We start from the raw sequence: 24,113 nt of genomic DNA on the forward strand, positions 1-24,113 counted from the left end.
TGGTTGATTTAATTCTTTGATTGCCAACCCGAAAGTTAGGCAATTTCGATTAACTCAACACCTGTGAGTGTCCACACAGATTTCTTGTTTCATCTTGTTAAAGAGCGTTGCTAACATGAGAGAATCAATCTTTCATTTAGCGGCCGTTGACGCTAGGTCGTTGGCTTAGGGATGCGTATTCTACACTTCCCGTTGTTGGCGTCAAGTGCTTATTTTAAGAAGTTTTCCAAGCGATGATTTCTTAAGCAGAAGTCATCAATCGAAGCCCTTAAAAGCGCTTATCACCTGAGTCAAATCTCCGAAGAGTTTAACTCGCATCTCTTTATTAAAAGAGAGGCTGACTTAGCTGCAAGTCCCGTACTACCAAGGTAGTTGGCCTGCTGTGCCGTGTCAGTGGATGCGCATTATAGGCAGTTCTCAGATGGGCGCAAGGGCTTTTTACAATAAAAAAGATCGCATGCCGATCTTTTAGGCAAATGCGATCTTTTCTGTTTAAATTCACATCAAATTGGCTGTTTTAGAGCTATTTAGTGCTCTCTTGTTCGATAAAGCCATTAATCAACTCTACCGCTTTAGCATCGTCCCAATCTACAAAGGTTCTAACGAACGCAATAAGCTCACCTTTACCATTGAGGATAAAGGTGGCGGGTATTGTATCTAAGGGGAACACTTCACTTAATGCCTGTTGAGGATCATAGTAGGTTTTAAATCCTTCCATATCCAATGACTTTAAGAAAGGTTCAACCTTAGCGGTACCATCGATATCAATAGAGATGGGTAATACAGTAAACTTACTTTGATCGAACTTAGTTTTAAAACGATCGAGTGCTGGCAACTCTCTCACACATGGTGGGCACCAAGTTGCCCACATGTTGACCATGATGACTTGACCGCGATATTGACTAAAATCGATTGCTGTACCATTCCGATCTGAGAAGGCAACCACATCGATTGGATAAGACTTAGGCAACACGTTGATACGATCGACACTCGATTGAACTTGCCCTTGTGCCTGTTGCTGCATCCCAGGGTAAGCTTGTACATTTGCAGTAAACAATGGTGTCACTGATAACAAACCCACAAGCGCAGCAGCAAAGGACTTACTCATTTTGATGCTCGCTTAAGTAGTTTATCTAGTTCCGCTTGATCTTCAGCGCTTATCTCTTGCTCTACAGCACCTGATATACGTTGTTTACGAACAAAGATAAAACCAATTAATAAACCAATCAGCAACAGGCCAATAGGACCAAGCCATAAGGCATAGGTCTTGGCTTCCATCTTAGGCTTATATAAGACAAATTCACCATATCGACTGGTCATGAAGTTAATGATCTCTTCATCCGCCTTGCCTGCATCAACCATTTGATACACTTCTAGACGTAAATCTTGTGCAACTGGTGAGTTTGAATCGATTAAGTTCTGATTTTGACACTGTGGACAACGCAGTGAATGCGCTAACTCAAGTGCACGCTTTTGATTATCAACAGATTTAAACTCATAGGTGTCGACTGGTGTTGCCACCGCAGAGCCTAATACGCTTATTGATAGCAATAATGCACTAATTAAAGCGATAAAGGTTTTCATTAAGAAGCCCCCTCTGCTCTAGCTTGAGCTTGTAGCTCTTGGATCATTGGATAAAGTGTTTCGTTCCAAACGCGCATGTCGATCGGGCCAGCGTAGCGGTAACGAATGATACCATTGTGATCGACTAAATAGCTTTCTGGTGCACCATAGACCCCAAGATCTAAACCTAGACGACCGTCATGGTCGAAAATGTTCATGGTATAGGGGTCTCCTTCGCGGCTAAGTTCGCGGATCGCTAAAGGGCGTTCGTCACGATAGTTAATACCATAAATAGGCAAGATGTTTTGTCTTGCTAACCGCATTAGATGCGGATGCTCATACTTACAAGATGGGCACCATGTCGCCCATACATTGAGTAATGACACCTGGCCTTTTAAGCTCTCATTGGTAATGATTTCGTTCGCATTCTCTAGACGTTCTAGCTGGAAAGCCGGGATTGGCTTTCCTTCAAGAGCCGAATCGAGCTGCTGAGGATTAAGGAATAGTCCTTTATAAAGGAATACCCCCATCACCAAAAATAATACCAACGGAATAAATAGTACTAACCTGTTTTTCATACTTGCCCCAATTCAAGTTATGCCGTTGCTAAATCTTCTTTAGCTTTTTCTTTGGTTGTTTCGTTTACTTTGACTTTACGATATCGCTTATCTGAAGCGGCAAAGACACCGCCAACCATCATGAAGATACTGCCAAACCATAACCAACGCACAAATGGTTTATAGTTCAAACGTACAGCAAACTCAGTACGACTAATTGGATCGCCCATAGTGATATATAAATCACGGAACAGACCCCAATCGATACCCGCCTCGGTCATATCCATAGTACGGACGTTATATTGACGACGATCAGGTTTAAGCAGGGTGATAAACTCACCATCTTTACTCACCTCGACCTGACCCTGCTGGGCAGTATAGTTAGGCCCCACTACATTTTTAGTTTCAACGTAATGGAAACTGTAGCCAGCCAGCTCCTGGGTAACACCAGGTCCCATGCGCACACTCTTTTCGATAGAATAGTTCGAAACCATAGTCGCACCGATAATAGAGACCGCAATACCAAAGTGAGCTATGACCATGCCCAGTTGGCTGCGTCCCATGCGCGCAAGACTAACGCCATCTTTACCATTAACAATGTCGTAGGCAGCTCGTAATGTAGCCAGTACAACCCAAGTCGCAATACCTATACCTAGAGTGACCCAGATATTAAATTTACCATCGACTAAGAAAGGTGCTGCAATACCTACAATGGCGGCAACGATTGCCGGTACAACTAATTTACGACTAAGCTCACCCGATTTAGCACGTTTCCAACGAATATTGGGACCAATCCCCATAAACACAAACAGCACAAGGACTATGGGTACAAACACTGCGTTGAAATATGGTGGGCCTACCGAGATCTTACCCATATTTAGCGCATCAATCAGCAGTGGGTATAAGGTACCAAGCAATACGGTACCGCAAGCCACAGTCAACAGAATATTACACACCAGAAGCATGGTTTCTTTTGACATTAACTCAAAACGTGCAGGGCTCTTCATATCACTCGCACGGAAAGCAAAGAGGGTTAGCGAGCCACCGATAGCTAAACCAAGTAGCAGCAGAATAAACATACCGCGACCGGGATCGGCGGCAAACGAGTGTACAGATGTCAACACACCTGAACGTACAATAAAGGTACCTAGCAAGCTTAATGAAAATGCAAAAATAGACAGTAACACGGTCCAGTTACGGAATGTGGCACGTTTTTCGGTAACGATAACCGAATGCAGTAATGCAGTACCAATCAACCAAGGCATAAATGAGGCGTTCTCAACCGGATCCCAGAACCACCAACCACCCCAGCCGAGTTCATAGTAAGCCCACCATGAACCCAATGAAATACCACCAGTAAGGAAAATCCATGCGGCCAATGTCCAAGGACGACTCCAGCGCGCCCAAGCAGAATCAAGACGCCCACCCATTAATGCCGCGATCGCAAATGCAAAGCTTACAGAGAAGCCCACATATCCTAAATAAAGCATAGGCGGATGGAAGATTAATCCAACGTCTTGCAACATAGGGTTAAGATCGCGCCCTTCCATTGGCGTAGGGAACAGACGCTCGAAAGGACTCGAAGTCAATAACATGAACAAACTAAAGCCAATAACGATCATAGCCAAGATCGCTAACACTCTAGCGGTGAACACCTCTTCTAACCCTTTACTGAAAAGCGCCACAGCCGCGGTCCACACTGATAAAGCAAATACCCAGAACAGTAATGACCCTTCATGCCCGCCCCATACGGCAGCTATCTTAAAGAAAATAGGCAACTGAGAATTGGAGTGGTGAGCTACATAGGCAACAGAGAAATCATCGACGGCAAAGCTATAGCCTAGCACGATAACAGAGAGAAAAATAAAGAAGAACATGCCATAGCTTAATGGCCAAGCATATCGTACAAGGTATTGATCTTTACGGGCAACACCGATTAAAGGTACGCTGGCTAATAGAAAGGCAAAAGCCAAACCTATTATCAACGAAAAGTGTCCTAATTCAGGGATCATGGGTTTTCCTCAGTCCTATATAGTCATCAGTTAAGCCAGCGCTTTACTGATTCACGAGAGTTTGCGATTCACACTACTCAAGGTACAAATTTTGAGTCATTTTAGTATTTGCTATTGTATCTGTCTGCTTCTTTCGACCAATTATGGGTGACCAGTCTCATTCTTACCCACCGAGACTCGCTAAGTGACTCTGTTAAAAACTGACAGATTTTAATGTCTGACCCTTGTCTGAAACTTAAGTTTCACGTAATTATTTAAAATAAAATCGAACTGTGAACCAGTGCAAAAGTATCGCTTTTTAAAGTCATTTAATGGCTTATATTACTGTTCAATGAATAATCTTTCCGTATAATCTAGTCCCTAATCCTGCGGTATTCCCGCTCTCCTGCAACTAATGTGAAAATGAAATAATGACCACTCTCTGGATTTTTATTGCGCTTTTTGTATTAGTCAGCCTAGCGCTGATTTGGTTTCCTCACTTCCGTCAGCGAAAAATGCTGCAGGCGGCTGAGTTAGGTGTTCGCAACGAAACGAACCTCGACCTCTTTAATAATCGACTCGCAACACTAGAAAAAGAACTCAACGACGAATTACTCGATCAAGCCGAATTCGACGCACTTAAGAAAGAACTTGAAATCAGCTTACTGCAAGATATGAAGCAAGGTGAAGATGAATCTCTAGTTGATCAAACCAAGCCTAAAGGCCTGTTATGGCCAGTTTTGATGTCCGTCATGGTATTGGGCATCTCTGGTTACATGTATAGCAACTTGGGAGCATACGCCAACCTCGATCGCGCCGAGCCAGCTAATCCACATGCCGGAATGGATGCAAGCCAAATTATGGCTCAACGTATCAGCATGATGGAGGCTCAATTAAAAGCCGAGCCAGACAATAGTCAATTACTCTTTAGTTTAGGACATACTTATATTAGTGCCAGCCGCTATGATGATGCAGTTAAAGCATTCGATAAGGCTATGGAGCTTGTCGGAACCCACGCTGAATTACTCGGCCCTAAAGCGACAGCACTTTACTACAAGGCTGATCAGCGTATGACGCCACAAGTTCAGGCTCTCATCGATCAAGCTTTAACTTTAGACCCACAAGATCCTTCGACCTTGTTGTTGGTCGGAATGGATGCTTTCTTCAACGCTAATTACGCTAAATCTATCGAAGCCTGGCAAACCATTCTCGATAGCGAACGTAGCGATGTTGATCGTGGTGCCATAATCAACGCCATCGATAGTGCCAAAATGAGAATGCAAGCTGAAACTGGCGAAATGCCAAACGATACCACACATCAGCAAGCAGGCATTGGTAAAACCATTAACGTCGATGTTTCAATTGCTCCAGAATTACAAGCCCAAGTAAAAAGCAGTGATATGTTGTTTATCTTCGCTCGCAATATCGAAGGCCCTAAGGTACCACTTGCTGCGACTAAGATATCAGCAAAATCACTCCCTATGACTGTCACCTTAGATGACAGTACAGGTATGGGTGGCGATATCAAGTTAAGTGACGTAAATAATGTTGAGATTATCGCTGTACTGTCCAAGCATGGCTCAGTTAAAGCACAACCTGGCGATATTCAAGGGCGCTTAGAGATTGTAGCCGTAGGCTCGACCGCGACACTAGTGTTAGACACTCAAGTCCAATAACCTAGCCAAAACAAAAAAAGCCGACCCGCGGGTCGGCTTTTTTTGTGGCCTACATTGACTAAATGGGCCACGGAAGTGAATTTTGAGCACAAAAAAACCGGCTTTAAGCCGGTTTTTTATTCACGAAAAATTACTTAGACATGAACTCAATAGCATTCTTGTAATCTTCGTCGGTACAATCTGTACACATACCACCTGGTGGCATTGCGTTTAGACCACCTTTAACGCTACCCAGTAAAGCATCCATACCTTTAGCTAAGCGAGGCTCCCATGCAGCAGCATCGTGCGATTTTGGTGCGCCAGCGACACCCATGCTGTGGCATACTTGACATGCCTTGTTATAAACAGCTTCACCGTCTTGCGCAAATACGTTTACAGACAAGGTCAATGCAGCCACTGCTGACAATGCTAACAGTTTTTTCATGTTCAGAGTTCCTAATGCAAATATTAACAAAGCTCAATGCCACCCTGACGGTATGTTGGGTAGACTTATTTTAGCGCCACAAGGATACATCAAACTTCAACAAATCTCATCTTTTTGTGACTAGTATCGGAATTTGAAGCATTCAACTACCACAACTACCAAACTTGACTGCTACATTAGCAAAAGTTGAAAAAGTTCAACACTCGGTATTAAAAGGTTTCACTTTTTGGAAGCATATCAAATTGCTGACACTAAAAAGTAACCAATACTAAACCCCATTAGGGGGAGTATGTTAATATCGTTTAAGTTGACATATGGCTTGAGATAGAGGGTTCAGTGGTAGAAGAAAAAACAGCAACAACACTGGTATCAGCCGACAGCTTAACGTGCATTCGAGAAGAGCGAATCTTATTTGATGAGTTAAGTTTTCACATCCAAGCTGGTGAAATAGTCCAGATTGAGGGGCCTAATGGTGCCGGTAAAACGAGTCTATTGCGCATACTCGCTGGTTTGTCCCGTCCCTATGCTGGAGAAACTCGCTATAAAGGCGAAGATATTACACGCTGCCGTGACGAATATAACGATGACCTACTCTATCTAGGCCATTTAGCAGGCGTTAAGAGTGAATTAACTGCAGAAGAAAACCTTAACTTTAATTTAAGAATCAGTGGGTATGATGATTTCAATACCAATGACATATTAGCAAAAGTCAATTTATCAGGGTTTGAAGAAGCGCTTGCAGGGCATCTTTCTGCAGGCCAACATAGAAGAACAGCATTAGCCAGGCTATGGCATACCAACTGTAAAGTATGGCTACTCGATGAACCATTTACTGCCATCGATAAGAAAGGCGTTGAAGAGTTGGAACACCTATTTTTGCGTCATGCCGAAAACGGGGGGTGCGTCATCATGACGACCCATCAAGATATGGGTATTATAGGTGATGATATCTTGCGAAAAATCCGCCTCGATTACCGCTTTATATGAGGTGCAGTAGATGAACAAAGGCATTAGTTTTACCCAAGCGTTTTATACCCTACTCAAGCGCGATCTACAGATTGCCATTAGGCACAAGGGCGATATTTTTAATCCACTGCTATTTTTTATCCTAGTAGTCACCCTATTTCCGCTTGGTATTGGTCCTGAACCACAAGTATTATCGCGAGTAGCACCTGGGATAATCTGGGTCGCCGCATTACTCGCATCGATGCTGTCATTAGAGCGTCTTTTTAAAGCTGACTTTGTCGACGGTAGCCTTGAGCAGATGTTGTTAAGTCCACAGCCATTGTCACTAATGGTATTAGCTAAAGTATTAGCTCATTGGATATTAACTGGCGTCCCCTTAATTTTAGTCGCACCATTACTAGCGGTATTATTACACCTTGAAGACAATAGCTATGGCGCGCTTATGGCAACCCTAGCCCTAGGAACCCCAGTGCTCAGTTTGCTTGGCGCAATCGGAGTTGCATTGACCGTTGGATTGCGTAAAGGGGGCGTATTATTAAGCTTGTTGATTTTGCCGTTATATATTCCAGTATTGATTTTCGCGACCAGCGCAATCGATGCTGCAGGATTAAACCTACCCTATAGCGGCCATCTCGCGATTATTGGCGCGATGTTGGTCGGTTCGTTAATTTTAGCACCTTTTGCAATAGGTGCTTCACTAAGAGTGAGTACTAACTAATATGTGGAAATGGCTACATTCATATGCAGATCCTCAACGTGCATATAACCTCTCAGGCACACTACTGCCTTGGTTTGCCACGTTAGCGATAGCTTTTATTGGTGTCGGATCAGTTTGGGGACTACTCTTTGCCCCAGTAGATTACCAACAAGGTGATAGTTACCGCATTATCTTTATCCACGTACCCGCTGCATCCATGTCGATGTCAGCCTATATGGCCATGGCGACATCAGCCTTTATCGGTTTGGTATGGCAGATCAAATCGGCCGATTGGGCTGCGGCGGCAATTGCACCTATCGGCGCAGTTGTCACCTTTATCGCATTGATCACTGGCGCGGCATGGGGTAAGCCTATGTGGGGAACATGGTGGGTATGGGATGCGAGGTTAACATCTGAGTTAGTACTGCTCTTCCTTTATTTGGGTGTCATCTCACTGTATGCGTCATTCGAAGATAAAGTACTAGCAGCTCGAGCAGCAGGAATCTTAGCCATCGTTGGTGTAATTAATATCCCAATCATCAAGTACTCAGTTGAATGGTGGAACTCATTACATCAACCAGCAACAATCAAGATTACCGAGAAGTCTTCAATGGCGCCTGAGATGCTTTACCCTCTGCTGATAAATATCTTTGGGTTCGGCTTAATGATAGGTGCGATTACTTTAGTTCGTTTTAGGGCAGAAATCTTGGCCAGAAATGGGATGCGCCCATGGGTTCGGGAACTCGCTAAAGCTGAAGGAGTCAAATAATGCAATTCGATTCATTAACAGATTTTTTAAATATGGGTGGCTATGCTTTTTATGTATGGCTATCTTATGGGATAACGGTCTTTTCGTTAGCAACCTTGATTTTTTTCAGTGTGCGTCAAAAACGTAAGATACTCATTGAAATATCAAAGAAAATGCAACGTGAAGAGCGCCTCAAAGCAAACCGGAGTAATCAATAGTGAACGCCAGACGTAAAAAGAGACTTGCCCTTGCAACCGCTTTAATCGGAGGAGTTGCCGCCATTGCCTCGCTACTATTATATGCGTTGAATTCTAACCTAAACCTGTTTTATACCCCTACCGAAATTGTGCAGGGCAAAAAAGATACAGGAGTAAAACCCGAAGTTGGCCAACGTATTCGTGTCGGCGGCATGGTTACTGTCGGCTCAATGATCCGCGACCCTAACAGCTTACATGTCGAATTTGCGGTACATGACTCGCTCGGGGGGGAAGTCATTGTCACGTATGACGATCTTCTACCAGACCTCTTCCGTGAAGGGCAAGGTATCGTTGCTCAAGGCGTATTAATTGAGAATGGTAAACTTGAGGCAACCGAGGTGTTAGCTAAGCATGATGAGAACTACATGCCACCCGAAGTCGCCGAAGCAATGGGCCAGACTCATGAAAAGCTTGAGTATGGCAGCGAGCAGAAAGCCAGTTACTAAATAAGTTTATTATTAAAGGCCTCTATCGAGGCCTTTTTTATTACCACTATTCCTCAAGCATAAGAGAGACTATAACTATAGTAGGCATTTCAATAAGGATATTATACATGCGCAGCATTCTCTTATTACTCATCTACATCTTAAGTCTCCCACTCAACGCTGCAAACATAATGATAATCCACAGTTATCACAGTGATAATCCATGGACTGCAAGTTACAGCCTAGGCCTTGAAGAACAACTCAAGCCAAACGAGCATATCACCCATGTTTACCTAAACTCTAAACGACTACCCTACTCTCACTATTCAAGGCTTGCAGAAGCCGCATGGGAAGCATATATAGCGAATAAACCTGATTTGGTCGTACTTGCTGATGATAATGCAATTGCATTACTCAGCAGGCGTTTAAGTAGAACCGAGACGCCTGTTGTATTTCTTGGATTAAATACAAACCCTAGGGATCATCAACTGCAAGACTATAGAAACTTCACTGGCGTTTTAGAACGGCCATTGTTCAAACGCTCATTATTACTAATAGACTTTATCTTACCCAATAAACAAAACAAAAAACTGCTCATCCTTTCAGATACAAGTCCAACATCTATTGCCGCTTTTACCCCGATAATTCGTAATAATGAAACGACTCATATAGGTAAGATACAATTAGACTTTAAACTGATCACGAGTGAAAAAGATTGGAAGGAGACTATCATTAAAGCTAAAACTGATGGTTATGATGGGCTGTTTATCGCACTATACCACACCTTAACAGATGAGTTTACTAACCATAGTGATCCACAGGCGATACTGAAATGGACAGCCAAATACTCACCTGTTCCCCATTTTGGTTTTTGGGATTTCAATGTCAGCAAAGAAGCCAATATTGGAGGCTATGTATTGGATGGCTATCAGCACGGAAAACTCGCAAGTAAGCTGATTGCACAGATATTACTTGGAGCACTACCTAGTTCATTACCTTATGTAAGCGATCGGAAAGGGCAATTTATGTTTAGTCGTTATGGCGTGAATAAATGGCATATAACCTTACCGAAAGACATTGATGCTGAAACCCATTGGGTTGAGTGATTTATGCCCAATAAATGCAACTCGTGCCTACCTATAAGTGCATTTTTAATATCACTTTAAATTCAAAACTAATCGTCGCCTCTGTTTAGCATGATAAAACGTTAAGCAATTCTATAAGCTTAAATTACCACTCTATAGCGGGTTATATTGATTAACTCTTGAGTCAAACTGGGAGCCTAAGTTTGTCATCGAGTGGTTATTATCAATGTAAGAAAATACTATAAACTTTCGAATAATACTACGCTCTCCACGATAAGCCCTACTCTGCTCACTAAAAGCTACTCACAATGTATAAAGTTTAACTGCTCTCTTCAGGCATCTATTTGAATACAAAATATCGTGAGCGCATAAAGTTAAGACATAAAAAAAGCCGGGCTCTGCCCGGCTTTTTAACAATTAATCCTAGTATTACTCAGCTGTATCTTCAACAGCTTCAGCAGCTTCAGGACGACCTACTAGTTCAATATACGCCATAGGCGCTTTATCACCAGTACGCAGACCGCACTTTAGGATACGGGTATAACCACCAGGACGTTCCTGGTAGCGTGGACCCAACTCATTAAATAACTTACCTACGACTTCAGCGTCGCGAGTACGAGCAAACGCCAAACGACGATTTGCAACGCTATCACTCTTAGCAAGTGTTATTAGAGGTTCAACTACGCGACGCAGTTCTTTCGCTTTAGCAACAGTAGTCTTGATCACTTCGTGACGGACTAAAGAGCTTGCCATGTTACGGAACATAGCTTGGCGATGACTGCTGTTACGGTTTAGTTGACGACCACTCTTACGATGGCGCATGACCTAATCCTTATTACCTAAATCTGTACAAACGTAGACTTATAGGTCGTCTGCTAAACTAGCTGGAGGCCAGTTTTCTAGACGCATACCTAATGAAAGTCCGCGAGAAGCCAACACATCCTTAATTTCGGTAAGAGATTTCTTACCCAAGTTAGGTGTTTTAAGTAGCTCAACCTCAGTACGCTGTACCAGATCTCCGATGTAATGAATCGCTTCGGCTTTCAAACAGTTAGCCGAACGTACAGTTAGCTCTAGATCGTCGACAGGACGCAACAGAATTGGGTCGAACTCTGGTTTCTCTTCTTTCTGTTCCGGCTCAGTCACATCTCGCAATTCAACAAACGCATCTAGCTGTTCGGCCAGAATAGTCGCTGAACGACGAATTGCTTCCTCAGGATCAATAGTACCGTTTGTGGTCATATCAATAACGAGTTTGTCTAAGTCAGTACGCTGTTCAACACGTGCTGCTTCAACATTGTAAGCAATACGCGCGACAGGTGAGAAAGATGAATCCACTAACAAACGACCAATTGGGCGATCATCGTCTTCAGTTTGTGCTCTAGCCGAAGCCGGAACATAACCACGACCACGCTCAACGCGGATACGCATGCTGATATCGTTATTACCAGTCAAATGACAGATAACATGATCAGGATTCATAATAGTAACATCACCATCGTGCGTGATATCTGCTGCGGTAACAGGGCCTGCGCCTGACTTGCTTAAAGTAAGCATAGCCTCGTCTTTACCCTCGATAACCACTGCCAAACCTTTAAGGTTAAGCAAGATTTCAAGGATATCCTCTTGTACGCCTTCCTTGCTGCTGTATTCGTGCAGTACACCATCAATCTCGACTTCGGTAACCGCGCAGCCGGGCATAGACGACAATAGGATACGACGCAACGCGTTACCTAAAGTGTGACCAAAACCACGTTCAAGCGGTTCTAGTGTAACCTTGGCACGTGTTGGGTTAACCTGCTCGATATCAACGAGACGCGGTTTAAGAAATTCTGTAACAGAACCCTGCATTGTGTCCTCTCTTGTTTATTAGCCTTACTTAGAGTAAAGCTCGACGATCAGCTGTTCGTTAATTTCCGCAGATAAATCGCTACGCTCAGGTAGACGCTTAAAAGCACCTTCCATCTTAGTAGTATCTACTTCAACCCATGTTGGCTTTTCGCGCTGAGCAGCAACTTCTAAAGCAGCTTTAATACGAGCTTGCTTTTGAGACTTCTCACGAACGCTAATTACATCATTCGCAGACACTTTAAATGATGGAATGTTAACAACGCGGCCGTTGACCATAATTGACTTATGGCTAACTAGCTGACGTGATTCAGCACGTGTAGCACCGAAACCCATACGATAAACGACGTTATCTAAACGAGTTTCCAAAAGGGTCAATAGGTTTTCACCAGTGTTGCCTTTTATACGTGCAGCATCTTTGTAGTAGTTACGGAATTGCTTTTCAAGCACACCATAAGTACGACGAACTTTTTGTTTTTCGCGTAACTGAACGCCATACTCAGACAAACGAGCTTTACGAGCGCCGTGTTGTCCAGGTGCAGCTTCAAGCTTACACTTCGAATCAATTGCTCTCACACCGCTTTTTAAGAAAAGGTCAGTACCTTCTCGGCGGCTGAGCTTGAGCTTTGGACCCAAGTATCTTGCCATGTTCTTTCTCCAACTATCCTATTAAAAACGGGCGATTAAACGCGACGTTTCTTAGGAGGACGACAACCATTATGAGGGATCGGCGTCACATCGGTAATATTGGTTATTTTATAACCAACCGCGTTCAGCGCTCGAATAGCTGATTCACGACCTGGACCTGGACCCTTCACAAAAACTTCAAGGTTTTTAACACCGTAGTCCTGAGCAGCAACACCTGCGCGCTCAGCAGCAACCTGTGCAGCGAATGGGGTAGATTTACGTGAACCACGGAAACCTGAACCACCAGAAGTTGCCCAAGATAGTGCATTACCTTGACGATCTGTAATGGTAATAATTGTGTTGTTGAAAGATGCATGGATATGAGCCATGCCATCAGCAACCTGTTTACGTACGCGCTTGCGCGTTGAACGTGACGGAACTTTAGCCATATTGGTTTACCTTCCCGTTACTTTCTAATTGGCTTACGTGGACCTTTACGCGTACGCGCATTGGTCTTAGTACGTTGCCCACGAAGGGGCAGGCTACGACGGTGGCGAAGACCACGATAACAACCAAGGTCCATTAGACGCTTGATGCTCATGGATACTTCACGACGTAAGTCACCTTCTACAATGTATTTAGCAACTTCTTCGCGTAGTGTGTCTATTTGAGCTTCGCTCAATTCCTTGATCTTAGCATCTTCAGCAATTGAAGTAGCCGCGCAGATTTTTTGTGCGCGAGTAAGTCCAATACCATAGATAGCAGTCAATGCAATGACTGTATGCTTTTGATCAGGAATGTTAATGCCAGCGATACGGGCCACTATGCACTCCTCATAAGTTAAAGGCCATCTGTGAAAAGCCCGGTAGGATACTCGACAGATGACAATTTTGCAAATAATATTTTGACCAGCTCAACTATTGAGCTGGTCAAAAGTTTTTAGCCTTGACGCTGTTTGTGTTTTGGTTCAACACAGATAACGCGTACAACGCCGCTACGCTTGACGATCTTGCAGTTACGGCAGATCTTCTTCACGGAAGCTCGAACTTTCATTTCATCACTCCGTAAAGCTACTTAGCGTCCAAAGCGATCTAAGTTCGCTTTGTTAACTAGGTTAGCTTTCTTCATCACAGACTCATATTGATGAGACATCATATGGGTCTGAACCTGAGCCATGAAGTCCATGATCACGACTACCATAATTAGTAGTGAGGTACCGCCAAAATAGAACTGCACCTTCCACGCGATTAACATGAACTCCGGAATTAAACAGATAAAGGTAATGTATAAAGCGCCAGCTAATGTTAAGCGAGTCATTACTTTATCTATATAACGCGAAGTCTGTTCTCCAGGACGGATCCCGGGAATAAACGCACCACTCTTCTTCAAGTTGTCTGCTGTTTCACGTGGGTTAAATACCAACGCAGTATAAAAGAAACAGAAGAAGATGATTGCTGTTGCGTACAATAATGAGTAAAGCGGTTGGCCTGGCGATACTGCGAGTGAAAAGTCACTCAACCAAGATAAACCTTCATTTTGTCCAAACCACTGAGCCAGTGTGCCTGGAAACAAGATGATGCTTGACGCAAAAATTGGGGGAATCACACCCGCCATATTAACCTTAAGCGGTAAGTGAGTGCTCTGCGCAGCAAATACCTTACGGCCCTGCTGACGCTTAGCATAGTTAACAACGATTCGACGCTGTCCACGCTCAACAAACACAACAAAATAGGTTACAGCAAATACAATTACCGCAATCAACAATAATACTAGTACGTTCAAGTCGCCTTGACGCGCCTGCTCAGCCGTTTGGCCGATAGCAGATGGTAGACCAGCAACAATACCTGCGAAAATCAGAATCGAGATACCGTTACCTATGCCTCTCTCGGTAATTTGTTCACCTAGCCACATAAGGAACATAGTTCCTGTTACTAGACTCACCACAGCAACGAAGTAAAAACTTAAGCCGAGGTTTACAACTAAACCTGGGACTAAGTTTGGTAAACCAGTTGCGATACCGATTGCTTGGAATGTACCCAAGACCAGTGTTCCATATCGTGTATATTGACTAATCTTCTTACGCCCAGATTCGCCTTCCTTTTTCAGTTCGGCAAGTGCTGGATGTACGACGGTCAATAGTTGCATGATAATCGATGCCGAAATATACGGCATGATACCTAATGCAAAGATAGAAGCACGTTCAAGGGCACCACCAGAGAACATGTTAAACATGCCTAGGATGGTCCCCTTCTGCTGATTAAACAGCTCTGCTAATACAGCTGCGTCAATACCAGGAATTGGTACGAACGAACCGGCCCTAAAGACGATAATCGCACCAATCACGAACAGGAGGCGAGTCTTCAATTCAGAAAATCCACCTTTCGCGCTTTTTAAATCAAGTCCTGGTTTTGCCATCGACGTATTATTCCTCGATCTTTCCGCCGGCAGCTTCAATAGCTGCACGAGCACCTTTAGTTACCTTAAGACCTTTAACGGTCACAGGGCGTTCAATGGTACCTGAAAGAACGACTTTAGCAAACTGTATGTTGCGAGTAACGAGATTCGCATCTTTCAGTGCATTCAAGTCGACAACATCACCGTTAACTTTAGCTAGTTCGCTGATACGAATTTCGGCAGATACCAACGCTTTACGCGAGGTAAAACCAAACTTCGGCAAACGAATCTTAAGTGGCATTTGACCACCTTCGAAACCGACGCGAACGCCGCCGCCTGAACGAGACTTCTGACCTTTGTGACCGCGACCAGCAGTCTTACCCAAGCCAGAACCGATACCGCGACCTACACGCTTAGCTGCTGATTTAGCACCTGCAGCAGGTGATAGAGTATTTAGACGCATCTTATACTTCCTCCACCGAAACCATGTAGTAAACCTTGTTAATCATACCGCGAATTGAAGGAGTATCTTCAACTTCAACAGTGTGATTAATACGGCGTAGACCTAGACCAGTTAAAGTGGCACGATGCTTTGGCAAACGTCCAATAGAACTTTTAGTCTGAGTCACTTTTAAAGTTTTAGTAGCCATGGTGCTTAACCTCGAATTTCATCAACATTCAGGCCACGCTTGGCTGCGATTTGAGCTGGTGACTTCATGTGCACCAACGCATCTACAGTTGCGCGAACGATGTTGATCGGGTTAGTAGAACCGTATGCTTTTGACAGAACGTTATGAACGCCTGCTACTTCCAATACGGCGCGCATAGCACCACCGGCAATAATACCAGTACCTTCAGAGGCTGGTTGCATGTAAACACGCGAACCAGTGTGACGGCCCTTAACAGGGTGGTGCAAAGTACCATTTACAAGTTCAACAGAAACAATGTTACGGCGAGCCTTTTCCATTGCTTTCTGAATTGCTGCAGGTACTTCACGCGCTTTACCATAGCCATAGCCGACTTTACCGTTACCATCACCCACTACAGTTAGTGCAGTGAAGCTAAAGATACGTCCGCCTTTAACTACTTTAGAAACACGATTTACTGCAACTAACTTCTCTTGCAGATCGTCTTTTTGTTGAGCTTCAAATTTAGCCATTTTAAATCATTCCTTAGAACTGGAGGCCAGCTTCACGAGCAGCGTCTGCTAATGCAGCTACGCGTCCGTGATACTTAAAGCCGGAACGATCGAATGCAACTACAGTTACGCCTTTTTCGATAGCACGCTCTGCAACGGTTTTACCCACTACTTTTGCTGCATCAACGTTACCTGTGTATTTAAGCTGCTCTGATACCGCTTTCTCAGCAGTAGAAGCTGCCGCCACAACTTGCGCGTTGGCATCAATAACCTGTGCGTACGTGTGACGTGGTGTACGATGTACAACCAGACGGTTAACGCCCAGCTCTTGGATCTTCTTACGGGCGCGAGTAGCGCGGCGTAAGCGAGATGTTTTCTTATCCATATCGCGTTACCTACTTCTTCTTAGCCTCTTTACGGCGTACTTGTTCATCAGCATAACGAACACCTTTACCTTTATAAGGTTCTGGTGGACGGTAGCCACGAATCTCTGCAGCAACTTGGCCAATCAACTGCTTATCAGTACCTTTCAGTACGATTTCAGTTTGACTTGGGCACTCTGCAGTTACGCCGTCAGGAAGCTGGTGTACTAGAGGGTGAGAGAAACCTAGAGTCAAGTCGATACCGTTACCAGCAATTTTTGCACGGTAACCAACACCTACTAGAGTCAATTTTCTTTCGAATCCTTCGTGAACACCAACAACCATGTTGTTGATTAGAGCTCGAGCAGTACCAGCTTGTGCAGCGGTTTTAGCGCCTTCAACTGGTGAACACTTAACTTCATTGTTTTCTACAACAACAGAAACATCAGCGTTAATTACTCGAGTCAAACTACCTTTAGCACCTTTTACGGTGATAGTTTGTTCGTTTAAAGTCACTTCTACGCCTGCAGGAATAGCGACTGGTGCTTTTGCGACACGAGACATTGCTAGCTCCTTATGCTACGTAGCAGATAACTTCCCCACCCATGCCATTTTGGCGGGCAGTACGATCAGTCATCAAACCTTTAGAAGTGGACACGATTGCGACACCCAGTCCGCCCATCACCTTTGGAAGTTCGTTTTTACCTTTGTAAATACGAAGACCAGGACGACTTACGCGCTGGATAGTCTCAACGACTGGTTGGCCTTGGAAATACTTTAAAGTGATTTCTAAAACCGGCTTAGCTTCGCCTGCTACGGCGTAGTCAGCAATATAACCTTCTTCTTTAAGCGTCTGTGCAATAGCAACTTTTAGCTTATTAGAAGGCATAGATACTGATACTTTGTTAGCAGCTTGGCCGTTACGAATGCGAGTTAACATATCCGCAATTGGATCTTGCATGCTCATATTAGCTTACTCCGTGACAAGTATTACCAGCTGGCCTTACGCAGGCCAGGAACTTCACCACGCATGGTAGCTTCACGCAATTTAATACGGCTTAAGCCGAATTTGCGTAGGAAACCATGTGGGCGACCAGTTTGACTACAACGATTGCGCTGACGCGCAGAACTTGAGTCACGTGGTAGGCCTTGCAGCTTAAGAACTGCATCCCAACGATCTTCATCAGAAGTAGTTGGACTGCTAATGATAGCCTTAAGAGCTAGACGCTGTTCAGCATACTTAGCCACGAGCTTGGCACGTTTTGCTTCACGTGCTTTCATTGAACTTTTTGCCATTTCGCTACCCTTATTTCTTGAATGGGAAGTTAAAGGCGTCTAGTAAAGCACGGCCTTCTTCGTCATTCTTCGCAGTAGTAGTGATAACAATATCCATACCACGGATTTTATCGATTTTATCGTACTCGATTTCCGGGAAGATAATTTGCTCACGTACACCCATCGCGTAGTTACCGCGTCCGTCGAACGACTTAGCGCTCAAACCACGGAAGTCACGGATACGCGGGATTGCGATATCAACTAAACGCTCAAGGAACTCCCACATGCGTTCGCCACGCAGAGTTACCTTACAGCCGATCGGGTAGCCATCACGGATTTTAAAACCAGCAACTGATTTACGAGCAACAGTTACTACTGGCTTTTGACCAGCAATAGCAGTCATGTCACGAAGCGCATGCTCCATAACTTTCTTATCTGCTACAGCTTCGCCAACACCCATATTGAGGGTGATTTTCTCAATCCGAGGGACTTGCATGACACTGGTATAACCGAACTTCTTTGCAAGCTCAGCGACAACAGTCTCTTTATATTTATCATGCAGTTTCGCCATCGTTTACTCCAATTACTTAACGAGTTCACTGTTCGACTTAAAGAAACGGACTTTTTGGCCGTCTTCAAATCGGAAACCAACGCGATCAGCTTTGCCAGTGGCAGAGTTGAAAATCGCTACATTTGATGCTTGTATTGGTGCTTCTTTCTCAACAATACCACCAGTCACACCCATTTGTGGGTTAGGCTTCTGGTGCTTCTTGATAAGATTGATGCCTTCTACAATTAATTTACCAGTTGGCAAAACTCGAGAAACCTTACCGCGTTTACCCTTGTCTTTACCTGCTAGTACAATTACTTCGTCTTCACGACGGATTTTAGCTGCCATTTTGAAGCTCCTTACAGTACTTCTGGTGCCAGAGAAACAATTTTCATAAATTGTTCGGTACGCAATTCACGCGTCACTGGTCCAAAGATACGAGTACCAATCGGTGCTAGGTTTGCGTTAAGCAATACCGCTGCATTCCGATCGAAGCGAATGACAGAACCATCTGGACGACGAACGCCTTTCTTAGTACGGACTACCACCGCGTTATACACATCACCTTTCTTCGCTTTACCGCGAGGAATTGCTTCTTTTACAGAAACTTTGATGACGTCGCCGATACCGGCATAACGACGATGAGAGCCACCCAAGACCTTAATACACTGAACTCTACGAGCGCCGCTATTACAGGCGACTTCTAGAGTCGATTGCATTTGGATCATTTTAAGTGCTCCGCTATCGTTACTTCACAAATCCCACATTTGGGGCATATTTTAACCAATCTAGACGACATTATTGTCTAAAAAGGCGCGCAAGTATAACACCCAAAAATAGGAATAGATAGTACTAAAAATAAAAACGGCCCCAGTTGAAGGAGCCGTTTCACTAATACCTAAATAAATTAGGCTTTCGTTACTACTTCAACCAGAGTCCAAGACTTAGTCTTAGACAGCGGACGGCATTCGCGAATAGTCACGATATCGCCAGCATTACACTGATTTGTTTCGTCATGTGCATGAATCTTAGTAGTACGCTTGATAAACTTCCCGTATAAAGGATGCTTAACCATACGTTCAATAGCGACAGTGATAGACTTATCCATCTTGTTGCTAATTACTCGACCCTGCATAGTACGGATTTTATCAGTCATTATGCACCCGCCTTAGAAGTAATAATGGTCTTAACGCGCGCAATGTTACGACGCACGATTTTAAGCTGATGAGTTTGAGTCAACTGACCAGTGGCGTGTTGCATACGCAGATTAAACTGCTCACGCAGCAGACCAAGCAGTTCAGCGTTCAATTCTTCAACGCTCTTCTGTGTTAGTTCGCTCGCTTTCATTACATCACCGTCTTAGTTACGAAGGTAGTCTTAATTGGAAGCTTGGCCGCAGCTAAAGCAAACGCTTCACGCGCTAGAGCTTCAGGTACACCATTCATCTCGTAAAGAACCTTACCAGGTTGAATCTGGCAAACCCAGTATTCAACGTTACCCTTACCTTTACCCATACGCACTTCAAGAGGCTTAGAGGTAATTGGTTTGTCAGGGAAAACGCGAATCCAAATTTGACCTTGACGTTTAATGTGACGTGTCATAGCACGACGCGCAGATTCGATTTGACGTGCGGTTAGACGACCACGTCCAACAGCTTTCAGACCGAATTCACCGAAGCTTACTTCAGTGCCGTTCGCTAGACCGCGGTTACGGCCCTTGAACATTTTACGAAACTTCATTCGTTTTGGTTGCAGCATTGCCAGCTCTCCTATTTACCGCGAGGCTTACGCTTCGGCTGCTGTTTCGGCTCTTCGTGCGCAGGAACAACGCCATCTAGGACTTCACCTTTGAAGACCCAAACTTTAACGCCGATCACACCGTATTGAGTGTGACTTTCTGCAGTAGAATAGTCGATATCAGCACGCAGTGTATGTAGAGGCACACGACCTTCACGATACCACTCCGAACGCGCAATCTCAGCACCGCCTAGACGGCCGCTCACTTCAACTTTGATACCTTTGGCACCAAGACGCATTGCATTTTGTACTGCGCGCTTCATAGCACGACGGAACATAACACGACGCTCTAGCTGTGAAGCGATGCCTTCGGCAACAAGCTTCGCATCTAGCTCAGGCTTACGGATCTCAGCGATGTTGATTTGAGCTGGAATACCAGTCAACTTGGCAACTTCGTTGCGCAATTTTTCAACGTCTTCGCCTTTCTTACCAATCACAACACCTGGACGGGCAGTGTGAATAGTAACACGAACACTCTTAGCTGGACGCTCGATAACAATCTTAGAAACTGAGGCTTGCTTAAGTTTCTTTTCTAGAAACTTACGCACTTCCCAGTCGCTGCTCAAGTTATTGGCATAATCTGATTTATCAGCGTACCAAGTCGAGATCCAAGGCTTAGTGATACCCAGACGGATACCATTAGGATGTACTTTCTGTCCCATTGCTAACTCCTAGCGATCTGATACAACCACAGTGATGTGGCTGGTACGCTTGATTATACGATCAGCACGGCCTTTGGCACGTGGCATGATACGCTTCATTGTTGGACCTTCGTCTACAAAGACTTTTCCAACTTTCAGCTCGTCAATGTCAGCACCTTCGTTGTGCTCAGCATTAGCGATAGCAGAATCTAGTACTTTTTTAACAAGTACAGCTGCTTTCTTTGGGCTGAAAGTTAAAATTTCGAGAGCCTTAGCAACAGGCAGTCCACGGATTTGATCTGCAACCAAACGACACTTTTGAGGCGACGTACGGGCAAAACGATGTTTAGCTAAAACTTCCATCTTGAGTCTCCCGTATTAACGCTTCTTCGCTTTCTTATCAGCAGCATGGCCGCGATAAGTGCGAGTTGGTGAAAATTCACCAAGCTTGTGGCCGATCATTTCGTCAGTTACGAACACAGGTACGTGCTGACGACCATTATGGACAGCGATGGTCAACCCAATCATGTTAGGGATGATCATAGAGCGGCGAGACCAAGTCTTAATAGGCTTTTTGTCACCCGCTTCCATCGCTTTCTCTACCTTCTTCAGCAAGTGTAGGTCAATGAATGGACCTTTCTTGAGAGAACGTGGCATGGCGAATCCTCTTACTTTTTGTTACGACGACGTACAATGTACTTGTCGGTGCGTTTATTACTACGGGTCTTATAACCCTTAGTTGGGACACCCCATGGAGAAACCGGATGACGGCCACCAGAAGTACGGCCTTCACCACCACCATGTGGATGGTCTACAGGGTTCATTGCAACACCACGCACTGTTGGGCGTACGCCTCTCCAGCGCTTAGCACCTGCTTTACCTAATTGGCGTAGCATGTGTTCGGCATTACCAACTTCACCTAGTGTCGCGCGGCAATCTACAGGTACTTTACGCATTTCGCCAGAGCGAAGACGTAGAGTAGCGTAAGCGCCATCACGAGCTACAACTTGTACATAAGTACCTGCTGAACGAGCGATTTGAGCACCTTTACCAGGCTTCATTTCAACTGCGTGTACAACACTACCTACTGGGATGTTGCGTAATGGCAAAGCGTTACCCGCTTTGATTTCTGCATCGATACCAGACTGGATCTTATCACCAGCTTGCATGCCTTTAGCTGCAAGGATGTAACGACGCTCACCATCAGCATACAAAACAAGTGCGATGTTAGCTGTACGGTTTGGATCATATTCCAAACGTTCAACTTTTGCAGGAATACCATCTTTGTTGCGCTTAAAGTCAACAATACGGTAATGCTGCTTGTGTCCACCACCTACGTGACGAACAGTGATACGACCAGTATTGTTACGGCCACCACTTTTAGACTTTTTCGCCAACAAGCCAGCAAAAGGTTTACCCTTGTGCAGATCGCTGTTTACCACTTTAACTACGTGGCGACGACCAGCAGAGGTTGGCTTACACTTAATAACTGCCATGATAATTCTCCTTTGCTTACTCAGCGCCGACGAAATCGATATCAGCACCAGCAGCTAAAGTCACATAGGCTTTTTTCCAATCGCTACGGCGGCCAGTACGGGCACCATGACGCTTAGTTTTACCTTTGTTAACCAAAGTGCGAACTGAATCTACTTCAACTTCGAACAACTTAGCTACTGCAGCTTTAACTTCAGCTTTAGTCGCATCGATAGCCACACGGAAAACGACCGTGTTGTTATTCTCAGCGCATACAGTACTCTTTTCAGAGATGTGTGGCGCTAGAATAACTTTTAGCAAACGTTCTTCGCTTATCATCCCAGCATCTCCTCGATTTGCTTAATAGCATCGGCAGTAACTAGTACTTTGTTGAACGCGATTAAGCTAACTGGGTCGATACCAGCAACGTCACGAACGTCAACTTTGTATAGGTTGCGTGCAGCTAAGAACAAGTTCTCGTCAATTTCTGGAGTAACAATTAAAACGTCTTCCAGGTTCATTTCTGCCAATTTAGCTTTCAGCTCTTTAGTTTTAGGAGCTTCAACACCAAATGACTCAACGACAACAAGGCGATCTTGACGTACTAATTCAGACAGAATGCTCTTAAGCGCTCCGCGGTACATCTTCTTGTTAACTTTTTGGCTGTGATCTTGTGCTTTAGCAGCGAATGTTACGCCACCGCCACGCCAGATTGGGCCTTTAACAGTACCAGCTCGTGCGCGGCCAGTACCTTTTTGGCGCCATGGCTTTTTGCCAGAGCCAGTTACTTCTGCGCGAGTCTTTTGAGCACGAGTGCCCTGACGCGCGTTTGCAGCGTATGCTACAACTACCTGATGAACCAGTGCTTCATTAAAGTCACGGCCGAAGGTAGTTTCGGAAACTTCAAGAGCACTCTGTGCGTCTTTCAATACCAATTCCATTACTATCTCCTCAGACCTAAGCTTTAACGGCAGGCTTGATGATCAGGTCGCCATTAGTAGCGCCTGGAACTGCACCCTTAACCAATAGCAAGTTACGTTCAACATCTACACGTACAACGTCTAGATTTTGAGTAGTAACACGCTCGGCACCCATGTGGCCTGACATTTTCTTACCTTTGAAAACGCGACCAGGTGTTTGGTTTTGACCGATAGAACCGTTAGCTCTATGTGCCAATGAGTTACCATGTGTTGCATCTTGGGTACGGAAATTCCAACGCTTAATACCGCCTTGGAAACCTTTACCTTTTGATTGACCAGTAACATCAACTTTCGCTACGTCAGCGAAGATATCAACATTAAGCTCGGCACCAACTTCAATGCCTTCGCCTTCACCATCTGCCAAACGCACTTCCCACAAACCACGACCGGCTTCAACGCCTGCCTTAGCAAAGTGACCTGCTTCTGGTTTAGTGATGCGATTAGCTTTTTTGGTACCAGTAGTAACTTGAAGTGCACGGTAGCCGTCTGTTTCTAAAGTTTTCACTTGAGCAACGCGGTTAGCTGCAATTTCAATTACTGTTACAGGTATTGACGCACCATCTTCAGTGAAGATGCGAGTCATACCTACTTTACGACCGATAAGACCGATAGCCATCTCTCAAACCTCTTCTAAGGATCT

At 44.6% G+C, this 24,113-nt stretch carries 39 protein-coding genes; 7 read left to right on the top strand and 32 right to left on the bottom strand.

Annotated elements, in window-relative coordinates:
• Positions 1-523: 523 nt before the first annotated feature.
• From DN599_RS07000 to DN599_RS07015, 4 genes are read right to left on the bottom strand one after another with little or no spacing between them, the layout of a single operon-like run.
• Complete coding sequence (locus DN599_RS07000) at positions 524-1,108, bottom strand: TlpA disulfide reductase family protein (RefSeq protein WP_110456957.1); 585 nt, start codon at positions 1,106-1,108, stop codon at positions 524-526.
• On the bottom strand, positions 1,105-1,584 hold the full coding sequence (gene nrfF / locus DN599_RS07005; RefSeq protein ID WP_110456958.1) for a heme lyase NrfEFG subunit NrfF: 480 nt from the start codon (positions 1,582-1,584) through the stop codon (positions 1,105-1,107). The genes DN599_RS07000 and nrfF overlap by 4 nt, the downstream gene beginning before the upstream one ends.
• Complete coding sequence (locus DN599_RS07010) at positions 1,584-2,141, bottom strand: DsbE family thiol:disulfide interchange protein (protein ID WP_110456959.1); 558 nt, start codon at positions 2,139-2,141, stop codon at positions 1,584-1,586. The genes nrfF and DN599_RS07010 overlap by 1 nt, the downstream gene beginning before the upstream one ends.
• Positions 2,142-2,158: 17 nt before the next feature.
• Positions 2,159-4,132, bottom strand: coding sequence for a heme lyase CcmF/NrfE family subunit (locus DN599_RS07015; RefSeq protein WP_110456960.1), 1,974 nt, complete (start codon positions 4,130-4,132; stop codon positions 2,159-2,161).
• Between the two features lie 410 nt (positions 4,133-4,542).
• On the opposite strand from DN599_RS07015, the gene ccmI reads away from it, so the two are divergent.
• Positions 4,543-5,787, top strand: a complete 1,245-nt coding sequence (ccmI, locus tag DN599_RS07020) for a c-type cytochrome biogenesis protein CcmI (RefSeq protein WP_110456961.1) — start codon at positions 4,543-4,545, stop codon at positions 5,785-5,787.
• 130 nt (positions 5,788-5,917) lie between these two features.
• Here the strand turns inward: ccmI and DN599_RS07025 are convergent, their stop codons facing one another.
• The gene (locus tag DN599_RS07025; RefSeq protein WP_110456962.1) at positions 5,918-6,211 is read right to left on the bottom strand and encodes a c-type cytochrome; all 294 of its coding nucleotides are present in this window, start codon (positions 6,209-6,211) and stop codon (positions 5,918-5,920) included.
• Between the two features lie 336 nt (positions 6,212-6,547).
• Here DN599_RS07025 and ccmA point away from each other — a divergent pair, with 336 nt between their 5' ends.
• From ccmA to DN599_RS07055, 6 genes are all read left to right on the top strand, one after another.
• Positions 6,548-7,198, top strand: coding sequence for a cytochrome c biogenesis heme-transporting ATPase CcmA (gene ccmA, locus DN599_RS07030; RefSeq protein ID WP_110456963.1), 651 nt, complete (start codon positions 6,548-6,550; stop codon positions 7,196-7,198).
• A gap of 10 nt (positions 7,199-7,208) precedes the next feature.
• Positions 7,209-7,895, top strand: coding sequence for a heme exporter protein CcmB (ccmB, locus tag DN599_RS07035; RefSeq protein ID WP_110456964.1), 687 nt, complete (start codon positions 7,209-7,211; stop codon positions 7,893-7,895).
• A gap of 1 nt (position 7,896) precedes the next feature.
• Entirely contained in the window at positions 7,897-8,643 is a 747-nt protein-coding gene (locus tag DN599_RS07040; RefSeq protein ID WP_110456965.1) for a heme ABC transporter permease, read from the top strand.
• Positions 8,643-8,840, top strand: coding sequence for a heme exporter protein CcmD (gene ccmD / locus DN599_RS07045; RefSeq protein ID WP_110456966.1), 198 nt, complete (start codon positions 8,643-8,645; stop codon positions 8,838-8,840). The genes DN599_RS07040 and ccmD overlap by 1 nt, the downstream gene beginning before the upstream one ends.
• Positions 8,840-9,325, top strand: a complete 486-nt coding sequence (gene ccmE, locus DN599_RS07050; protein ID WP_110456967.1) for a cytochrome c maturation protein CcmE — start codon at positions 8,840-8,842, stop codon at positions 9,323-9,325. The genes ccmD and ccmE overlap by 1 nt, the downstream gene beginning before the upstream one ends.
• A 107-nt stretch (positions 9,326-9,432) precedes the next feature.
• A complete protein-coding gene (locus DN599_RS07055) occupies positions 9,433-10,410 on the top strand; it encodes an ABC transporter substrate-binding protein (protein WP_110456968.1) in 978 nt (325 codons plus the stop codon).
• Between the two features lie 408 nt (positions 10,411-10,818).
• Here DN599_RS07055 and rplQ read toward each other — a convergent pair whose 3' ends face one another.
• From rplQ to rplC, 27 genes are all read right to left on the bottom strand, one after another.
• Positions 10,819-11,211 (bottom strand): 50S ribosomal protein L17, encoded by a 393-nt coding sequence (gene rplQ, locus DN599_RS07060; RefSeq protein WP_110456969.1) that lies wholly within the window; start codon positions 11,209-11,211, stop codon positions 10,819-10,821.
• Between the two features lie 39 nt (positions 11,212-11,250).
• On the bottom strand, positions 11,251-12,240 hold the full coding sequence (locus DN599_RS07065) for a DNA-directed RNA polymerase subunit alpha (RefSeq protein ID WP_011863990.1): 990 nt from the start codon (positions 12,238-12,240) through the stop codon (positions 11,251-11,253).
• A gap of 24 nt (positions 12,241-12,264) precedes the next feature.
• The gene (gene rpsD, locus DN599_RS07070; protein WP_110456970.1) at positions 12,265-12,885 is read right to left on the bottom strand and encodes a 30S ribosomal protein S4; all 621 of its coding nucleotides are present in this window, start codon (positions 12,883-12,885) and stop codon (positions 12,265-12,267) included.
• Between the two features lie 35 nt (positions 12,886-12,920).
• Positions 12,921-13,313, bottom strand: coding sequence for a 30S ribosomal protein S11 (gene rpsK / locus DN599_RS07075; protein WP_011863988.1), 393 nt, complete (start codon positions 13,311-13,313; stop codon positions 12,921-12,923).
• 17 nt (positions 13,314-13,330) lie between these two features.
• Entirely contained in the window at positions 13,331-13,687 is a 357-nt protein-coding gene (rpsM, locus tag DN599_RS07080) for a 30S ribosomal protein S13 (RefSeq protein ID WP_110456971.1), read from the bottom strand.
• Positions 13,688-13,803: 116 nt separating this feature from the next.
• The gene (rpmJ, locus tag DN599_RS07085) at positions 13,804-13,917 is read right to left on the bottom strand and encodes a 50S ribosomal protein L36 (RefSeq protein ID WP_006083579.1); all 114 of its coding nucleotides are present in this window, start codon (positions 13,915-13,917) and stop codon (positions 13,804-13,806) included.
• 21 nt (positions 13,918-13,938) lie between these two features.
• Positions 13,939-15,279, bottom strand: a complete 1,341-nt coding sequence (gene secY, locus DN599_RS07090; RefSeq protein ID WP_110456972.1) for a preprotein translocase subunit SecY — start codon at positions 15,277-15,279, stop codon at positions 13,939-13,941.
• Positions 15,280-15,286: 7 nt separating this feature from the next.
• On the bottom strand, positions 15,287-15,721 hold the full coding sequence (gene rplO / locus DN599_RS07095) for a 50S ribosomal protein L15 (RefSeq protein WP_110456973.1): 435 nt from the start codon (positions 15,719-15,721) through the stop codon (positions 15,287-15,289).
• Between the two features lies 1 nt (position 15,722).
• Positions 15,723-15,908 carry a 50S ribosomal protein L30 gene (rpmD, locus tag DN599_RS07100; protein ID WP_028764668.1) on the bottom strand — a complete coding sequence of 62 codons (186 nt, stop codon included), beginning with the start codon at positions 15,906-15,908 and terminating at the stop codon, positions 15,723-15,725.
• Positions 15,909-15,913: 5 nt separating this feature from the next.
• Positions 15,914-16,417 (bottom strand): 30S ribosomal protein S5, encoded by a 504-nt coding sequence (rpsE, locus tag DN599_RS07105; RefSeq protein ID WP_110456974.1) that lies wholly within the window; start codon positions 16,415-16,417, stop codon positions 15,914-15,916.
• A 13-nt stretch (positions 16,418-16,430) separates the two neighbouring features.
• A complete protein-coding gene (gene rplR, locus DN599_RS07110) occupies positions 16,431-16,781 on the bottom strand; it encodes a 50S ribosomal protein L18 (protein ID WP_028764670.1) in 351 nt (116 codons plus the stop codon).
• Positions 16,782-16,791: 10 nt separating this feature from the next.
• The gene (rplF, locus tag DN599_RS07115; protein WP_110456975.1) at positions 16,792-17,322 is read right to left on the bottom strand and encodes a 50S ribosomal protein L6; all 531 of its coding nucleotides are present in this window, start codon (positions 17,320-17,322) and stop codon (positions 16,792-16,794) included.
• Between the two features lie 10 nt (positions 17,323-17,332).
• Positions 17,333-17,725: a 30S ribosomal protein S8 gene (gene rpsH / locus DN599_RS07120; protein WP_110456976.1), complete on the bottom strand. Its 393-nt coding sequence runs from the start codon at positions 17,723-17,725 to the stop codon at positions 17,333-17,335.
• 23 nt (positions 17,726-17,748) lie between these two features.
• A complete protein-coding gene (rpsN, locus tag DN599_RS07125) occupies positions 17,749-18,054 on the bottom strand; it encodes a 30S ribosomal protein S14 (protein ID WP_110456977.1) in 306 nt (101 codons plus the stop codon).
• A 10-nt stretch (positions 18,055-18,064) separates the two neighbouring features.
• Entirely contained in the window at positions 18,065-18,604 is a 540-nt protein-coding gene (rplE, locus tag DN599_RS07130; protein WP_110456978.1) for a 50S ribosomal protein L5, read from the bottom strand.
• 12 nt (positions 18,605-18,616) lie between these two features.
• Positions 18,617-18,931: a 50S ribosomal protein L24 gene (rplX, locus tag DN599_RS07135; protein WP_110456979.1), complete on the bottom strand. Its 315-nt coding sequence runs from the start codon at positions 18,929-18,931 to the stop codon at positions 18,617-18,619.
• Positions 18,932-18,942: 11 nt separating this feature from the next.
• Positions 18,943-19,311, bottom strand: a complete 369-nt coding sequence (gene rplN / locus DN599_RS07140; protein WP_011863976.1) for a 50S ribosomal protein L14 — start codon at positions 19,309-19,311, stop codon at positions 18,943-18,945.
• Positions 19,312-19,490: 179 nt separating this feature from the next.
• Entirely contained in the window at positions 19,491-19,739 is a 249-nt protein-coding gene (rpsQ, locus tag DN599_RS07145; RefSeq protein WP_110456980.1) for a 30S ribosomal protein S17, read from the bottom strand.
• Positions 19,739-19,930: a 50S ribosomal protein L29 gene (rpmC, locus tag DN599_RS07150; protein ID WP_011863974.1), complete on the bottom strand. Its 192-nt coding sequence runs from the start codon at positions 19,928-19,930 to the stop codon at positions 19,739-19,741. Before rpmC ends, rpsQ begins: the two co-directional genes overlap by 1 nt.
• Positions 19,930-20,340, bottom strand: coding sequence for a 50S ribosomal protein L16 (rplP, locus tag DN599_RS07155; protein WP_110456981.1), 411 nt, complete (start codon positions 20,338-20,340; stop codon positions 19,930-19,932). The genes rpmC and rplP overlap by 1 nt, the downstream gene beginning before the upstream one ends.
• An 11-nt stretch (positions 20,341-20,351) precedes the next feature.
• Positions 20,352-21,041: a 30S ribosomal protein S3 gene (gene rpsC, locus DN599_RS07160; RefSeq protein WP_110456982.1), complete on the bottom strand. Its 690-nt coding sequence runs from the start codon at positions 21,039-21,041 to the stop codon at positions 20,352-20,354.
• A gap of 9 nt (positions 21,042-21,050) precedes the next feature.
• The gene (gene rplV, locus DN599_RS07165; RefSeq protein ID WP_011863971.1) at positions 21,051-21,383 is read right to left on the bottom strand and encodes a 50S ribosomal protein L22; all 333 of its coding nucleotides are present in this window, start codon (positions 21,381-21,383) and stop codon (positions 21,051-21,053) included.
• Between the two features lie 15 nt (positions 21,384-21,398).
• Positions 21,399-21,677, bottom strand: a complete 279-nt coding sequence (gene rpsS / locus DN599_RS07170; protein WP_006083596.1) for a 30S ribosomal protein S19 — start codon at positions 21,675-21,677, stop codon at positions 21,399-21,401.
• An 11-nt stretch (positions 21,678-21,688) separates the two neighbouring features.
• The gene (rplB, locus tag DN599_RS07175) at positions 21,689-22,516 is read right to left on the bottom strand and encodes a 50S ribosomal protein L2 (RefSeq protein WP_028764679.1); all 828 of its coding nucleotides are present in this window, start codon (positions 22,514-22,516) and stop codon (positions 21,689-21,691) included.
• Between the two features lie 16 nt (positions 22,517-22,532).
• A complete protein-coding gene (rplW, locus tag DN599_RS07180) occupies positions 22,533-22,832 on the bottom strand; it encodes a 50S ribosomal protein L23 (protein ID WP_011863968.1) in 300 nt (99 codons plus the stop codon).
• Positions 22,829-23,434, bottom strand: coding sequence for a 50S ribosomal protein L4 (rplD, locus tag DN599_RS07185; protein ID WP_110456983.1), 606 nt, complete (start codon positions 23,432-23,434; stop codon positions 22,829-22,831). The genes rplW and rplD overlap by 4 nt, the downstream gene beginning before the upstream one ends.
• 16 nt (positions 23,435-23,450) lie before the next feature.
• Positions 23,451-24,089 carry a 50S ribosomal protein L3 gene (gene rplC / locus DN599_RS07190; RefSeq protein ID WP_110456984.1) on the bottom strand — a complete coding sequence of 213 codons (639 nt, stop codon included), beginning with the start codon at positions 24,087-24,089 and terminating at the stop codon, positions 23,451-23,453.
• Positions 24,090-24,113: the final 24 nt, after the last annotated feature.

Source organism: Shewanella algidipiscicola (assembly GCF_900380485.1).
Lineage (GTDB): Bacteria > Pseudomonadota > Gammaproteobacteria > Enterobacterales > Shewanellaceae > Shewanella > Shewanella algidipiscicola.

Excerpts from the sequence above, each read along its gene's own strand:
- DN599_RS07000 (WP_110456957.1), bottom strand. The coding sequence starts at position 1,108 with ATGAGTAAGTCCTTTGCTGCTGCGCTTGTGGGTTTGTTATCAGTGACA.
- nrfF (WP_110456958.1), bottom strand. The coding sequence starts at position 1,584 with ATGAAAACCTTTATCGCTTTAATTAGTGCATTATTGCTATCAATAAGC.
- DN599_RS07010 (WP_110456959.1), bottom strand. The coding sequence starts at position 2,141 with ATGAAAAACAGGTTAGTACTATTTATTCCGTTGGTATTATTTTTGGTG.
- DN599_RS07015 (WP_110456960.1), bottom strand. The coding sequence starts at position 4,132 with ATGATCCCTGAATTAGGACACTTTTCGTTGATAATAGGTTTGGCTTTT.
- ccmI (WP_110456961.1), top strand. The coding sequence starts at position 4,543 with ATGACCACTCTCTGGATTTTTATTGCGCTTTTTGTATTAGTCAGCCTA.
- DN599_RS07025 (WP_110456962.1), bottom strand. The coding sequence starts at position 6,211 with ATGAAAAAACTGTTAGCATTGTCAGCAGTGGCTGCATTGACCTTGTCT.
- ccmB (WP_110456964.1), top strand. The coding sequence starts at position 7,209 with ATGAACAAAGGCATTAGTTTTACCCAAGCGTTTTATACCCTACTCAAG.
- DN599_RS07040 (WP_110456965.1), top strand. The coding sequence starts at position 7,897 with ATGTGGAAATGGCTACATTCATATGCAGATCCTCAACGTGCATATAAC.
- ccmD (WP_110456966.1), top strand. The coding sequence starts at position 8,643 with ATGCAATTCGATTCATTAACAGATTTTTTAAATATGGGTGGCTATGCT.
- DN599_RS07055 (WP_110456968.1), top strand. The coding sequence starts at position 9,433 with ATGCGCAGCATTCTCTTATTACTCATCTACATCTTAAGTCTCCCACTC.
- rplQ (WP_110456969.1), bottom strand. The coding sequence starts at position 11,211 with ATGCGCCATCGTAAGAGTGGTCGTCAACTAAACCGTAACAGCAGTCAT.
- DN599_RS07065 (WP_011863990.1), bottom strand. The coding sequence starts at position 12,240 with ATGCAGGGTTCTGTTACAGAATTTCTTAAACCGCGTCTCGTTGATATC.
- rpsD (WP_110456970.1), bottom strand. The coding sequence starts at position 12,885 with ATGGCAAGATACTTGGGTCCAAAGCTCAAGCTCAGCCGCCGAGAAGGT.
- rpsK (WP_011863988.1), bottom strand. The coding sequence starts at position 13,313 with ATGGCTAAAGTTCCGTCACGTTCAACGCGCAAGCGCGTACGTAAACAG.
- rpmJ (WP_006083579.1), bottom strand. The coding sequence starts at position 13,917 with ATGAAAGTTCGAGCTTCCGTGAAGAAGATCTGCCGTAACTGCAAGATC.
- secY (WP_110456972.1), bottom strand. The coding sequence starts at position 15,279 with ATGGCAAAACCAGGACTTGATTTAAAAAGCGCGAAAGGTGGATTTTCT.
- rplO (WP_110456973.1), bottom strand. The coding sequence starts at position 15,721 with ATGCGTCTAAATACTCTATCACCTGCTGCAGGTGCTAAATCAGCAGCT.
- rpmD (WP_028764668.1), bottom strand. The coding sequence starts at position 15,908 with ATGGCTACTAAAACTTTAAAAGTGACTCAGACTAAAAGTTCTATTGGA.
- rpsE (WP_110456974.1), bottom strand. The coding sequence starts at position 16,417 with ATGGCTAAATTTGAAGCTCAACAAAAAGACGATCTGCAAGAGAAGTTA.
- rplR (WP_028764670.1), bottom strand. The coding sequence starts at position 16,781 with ATGGATAAGAAAACATCTCGCTTACGCCGCGCTACTCGCGCCCGTAAG.
- rplF (WP_110456975.1), bottom strand. The coding sequence starts at position 17,322 with ATGTCTCGTGTCGCAAAAGCACCAGTCGCTATTCCTGCAGGCGTAGAA.
- rpsH (WP_110456976.1), bottom strand. The coding sequence starts at position 17,725 with ATGAGCATGCAAGATCCAATTGCGGATATGTTAACTCGCATTCGTAAC.
- rpsN (WP_110456977.1), bottom strand. The coding sequence starts at position 18,054 with ATGGCAAAAAGTTCAATGAAAGCACGTGAAGCAAAACGTGCCAAGCTC.
- rplE (WP_110456978.1), bottom strand. The coding sequence starts at position 18,604 with ATGGCGAAACTGCATGATAAATATAAAGAGACTGTTGTCGCTGAGCTT.
- rplX (WP_110456979.1), bottom strand. The coding sequence starts at position 18,931 with ATGGCAGCTAAAATCCGTCGTGAAGACGAAGTAATTGTACTAGCAGGT.
- rplN (WP_011863976.1), bottom strand. The coding sequence starts at position 19,311 with ATGATCCAAATGCAATCGACTCTAGAAGTCGCCTGTAATAGCGGCGCT.
- rpsQ (WP_110456980.1), bottom strand. The coding sequence starts at position 19,739 with ATGACTGATAAAATCCGTACTATGCAGGGTCGAGTAATTAGCAACAAG.
- rpmC (WP_011863974.1), bottom strand. The coding sequence starts at position 19,930 with ATGAAAGCGAGCGAACTAACACAGAAGAGCGTTGAAGAATTGAACGCT.
- rplP (WP_110456981.1), bottom strand. The coding sequence starts at position 20,340 with ATGCTGCAACCAAAACGAATGAAGTTTCGTAAAATGTTCAAGGGCCGT.
- rpsC (WP_110456982.1), bottom strand. The coding sequence starts at position 21,041 with ATGGGACAGAAAGTACATCCTAATGGTATCCGTCTGGGTATCACTAAG.
- rplV (WP_011863971.1), bottom strand. The coding sequence starts at position 21,383 with ATGGAAGTTTTAGCTAAACATCGTTTTGCCCGTACGTCGCCTCAAAAG.
- rpsS (WP_006083596.1), bottom strand. The coding sequence starts at position 21,677 with ATGCCACGTTCTCTCAAGAAAGGTCCATTCATTGACCTACACTTGCTG.
- rplB (WP_028764679.1), bottom strand. The coding sequence starts at position 22,516 with ATGGCAGTTATTAAGTGTAAGCCAACCTCTGCTGGTCGTCGCCACGTA.
- rplW (WP_011863968.1), bottom strand. The coding sequence starts at position 22,832 with ATGATAAGCGAAGAACGTTTGCTAAAAGTTATTCTAGCGCCACACATC.
- rplD (WP_110456983.1), bottom strand. The coding sequence starts at position 23,434 with ATGGAATTGGTATTGAAAGACGCACAGAGTGCTCTTGAAGTTTCCGAA.
- rplC (WP_110456984.1), bottom strand. The coding sequence starts at position 24,089 with ATGGCTATCGGTCTTATCGGTCGTAAAGTAGGTATGACTCGCATCTTC.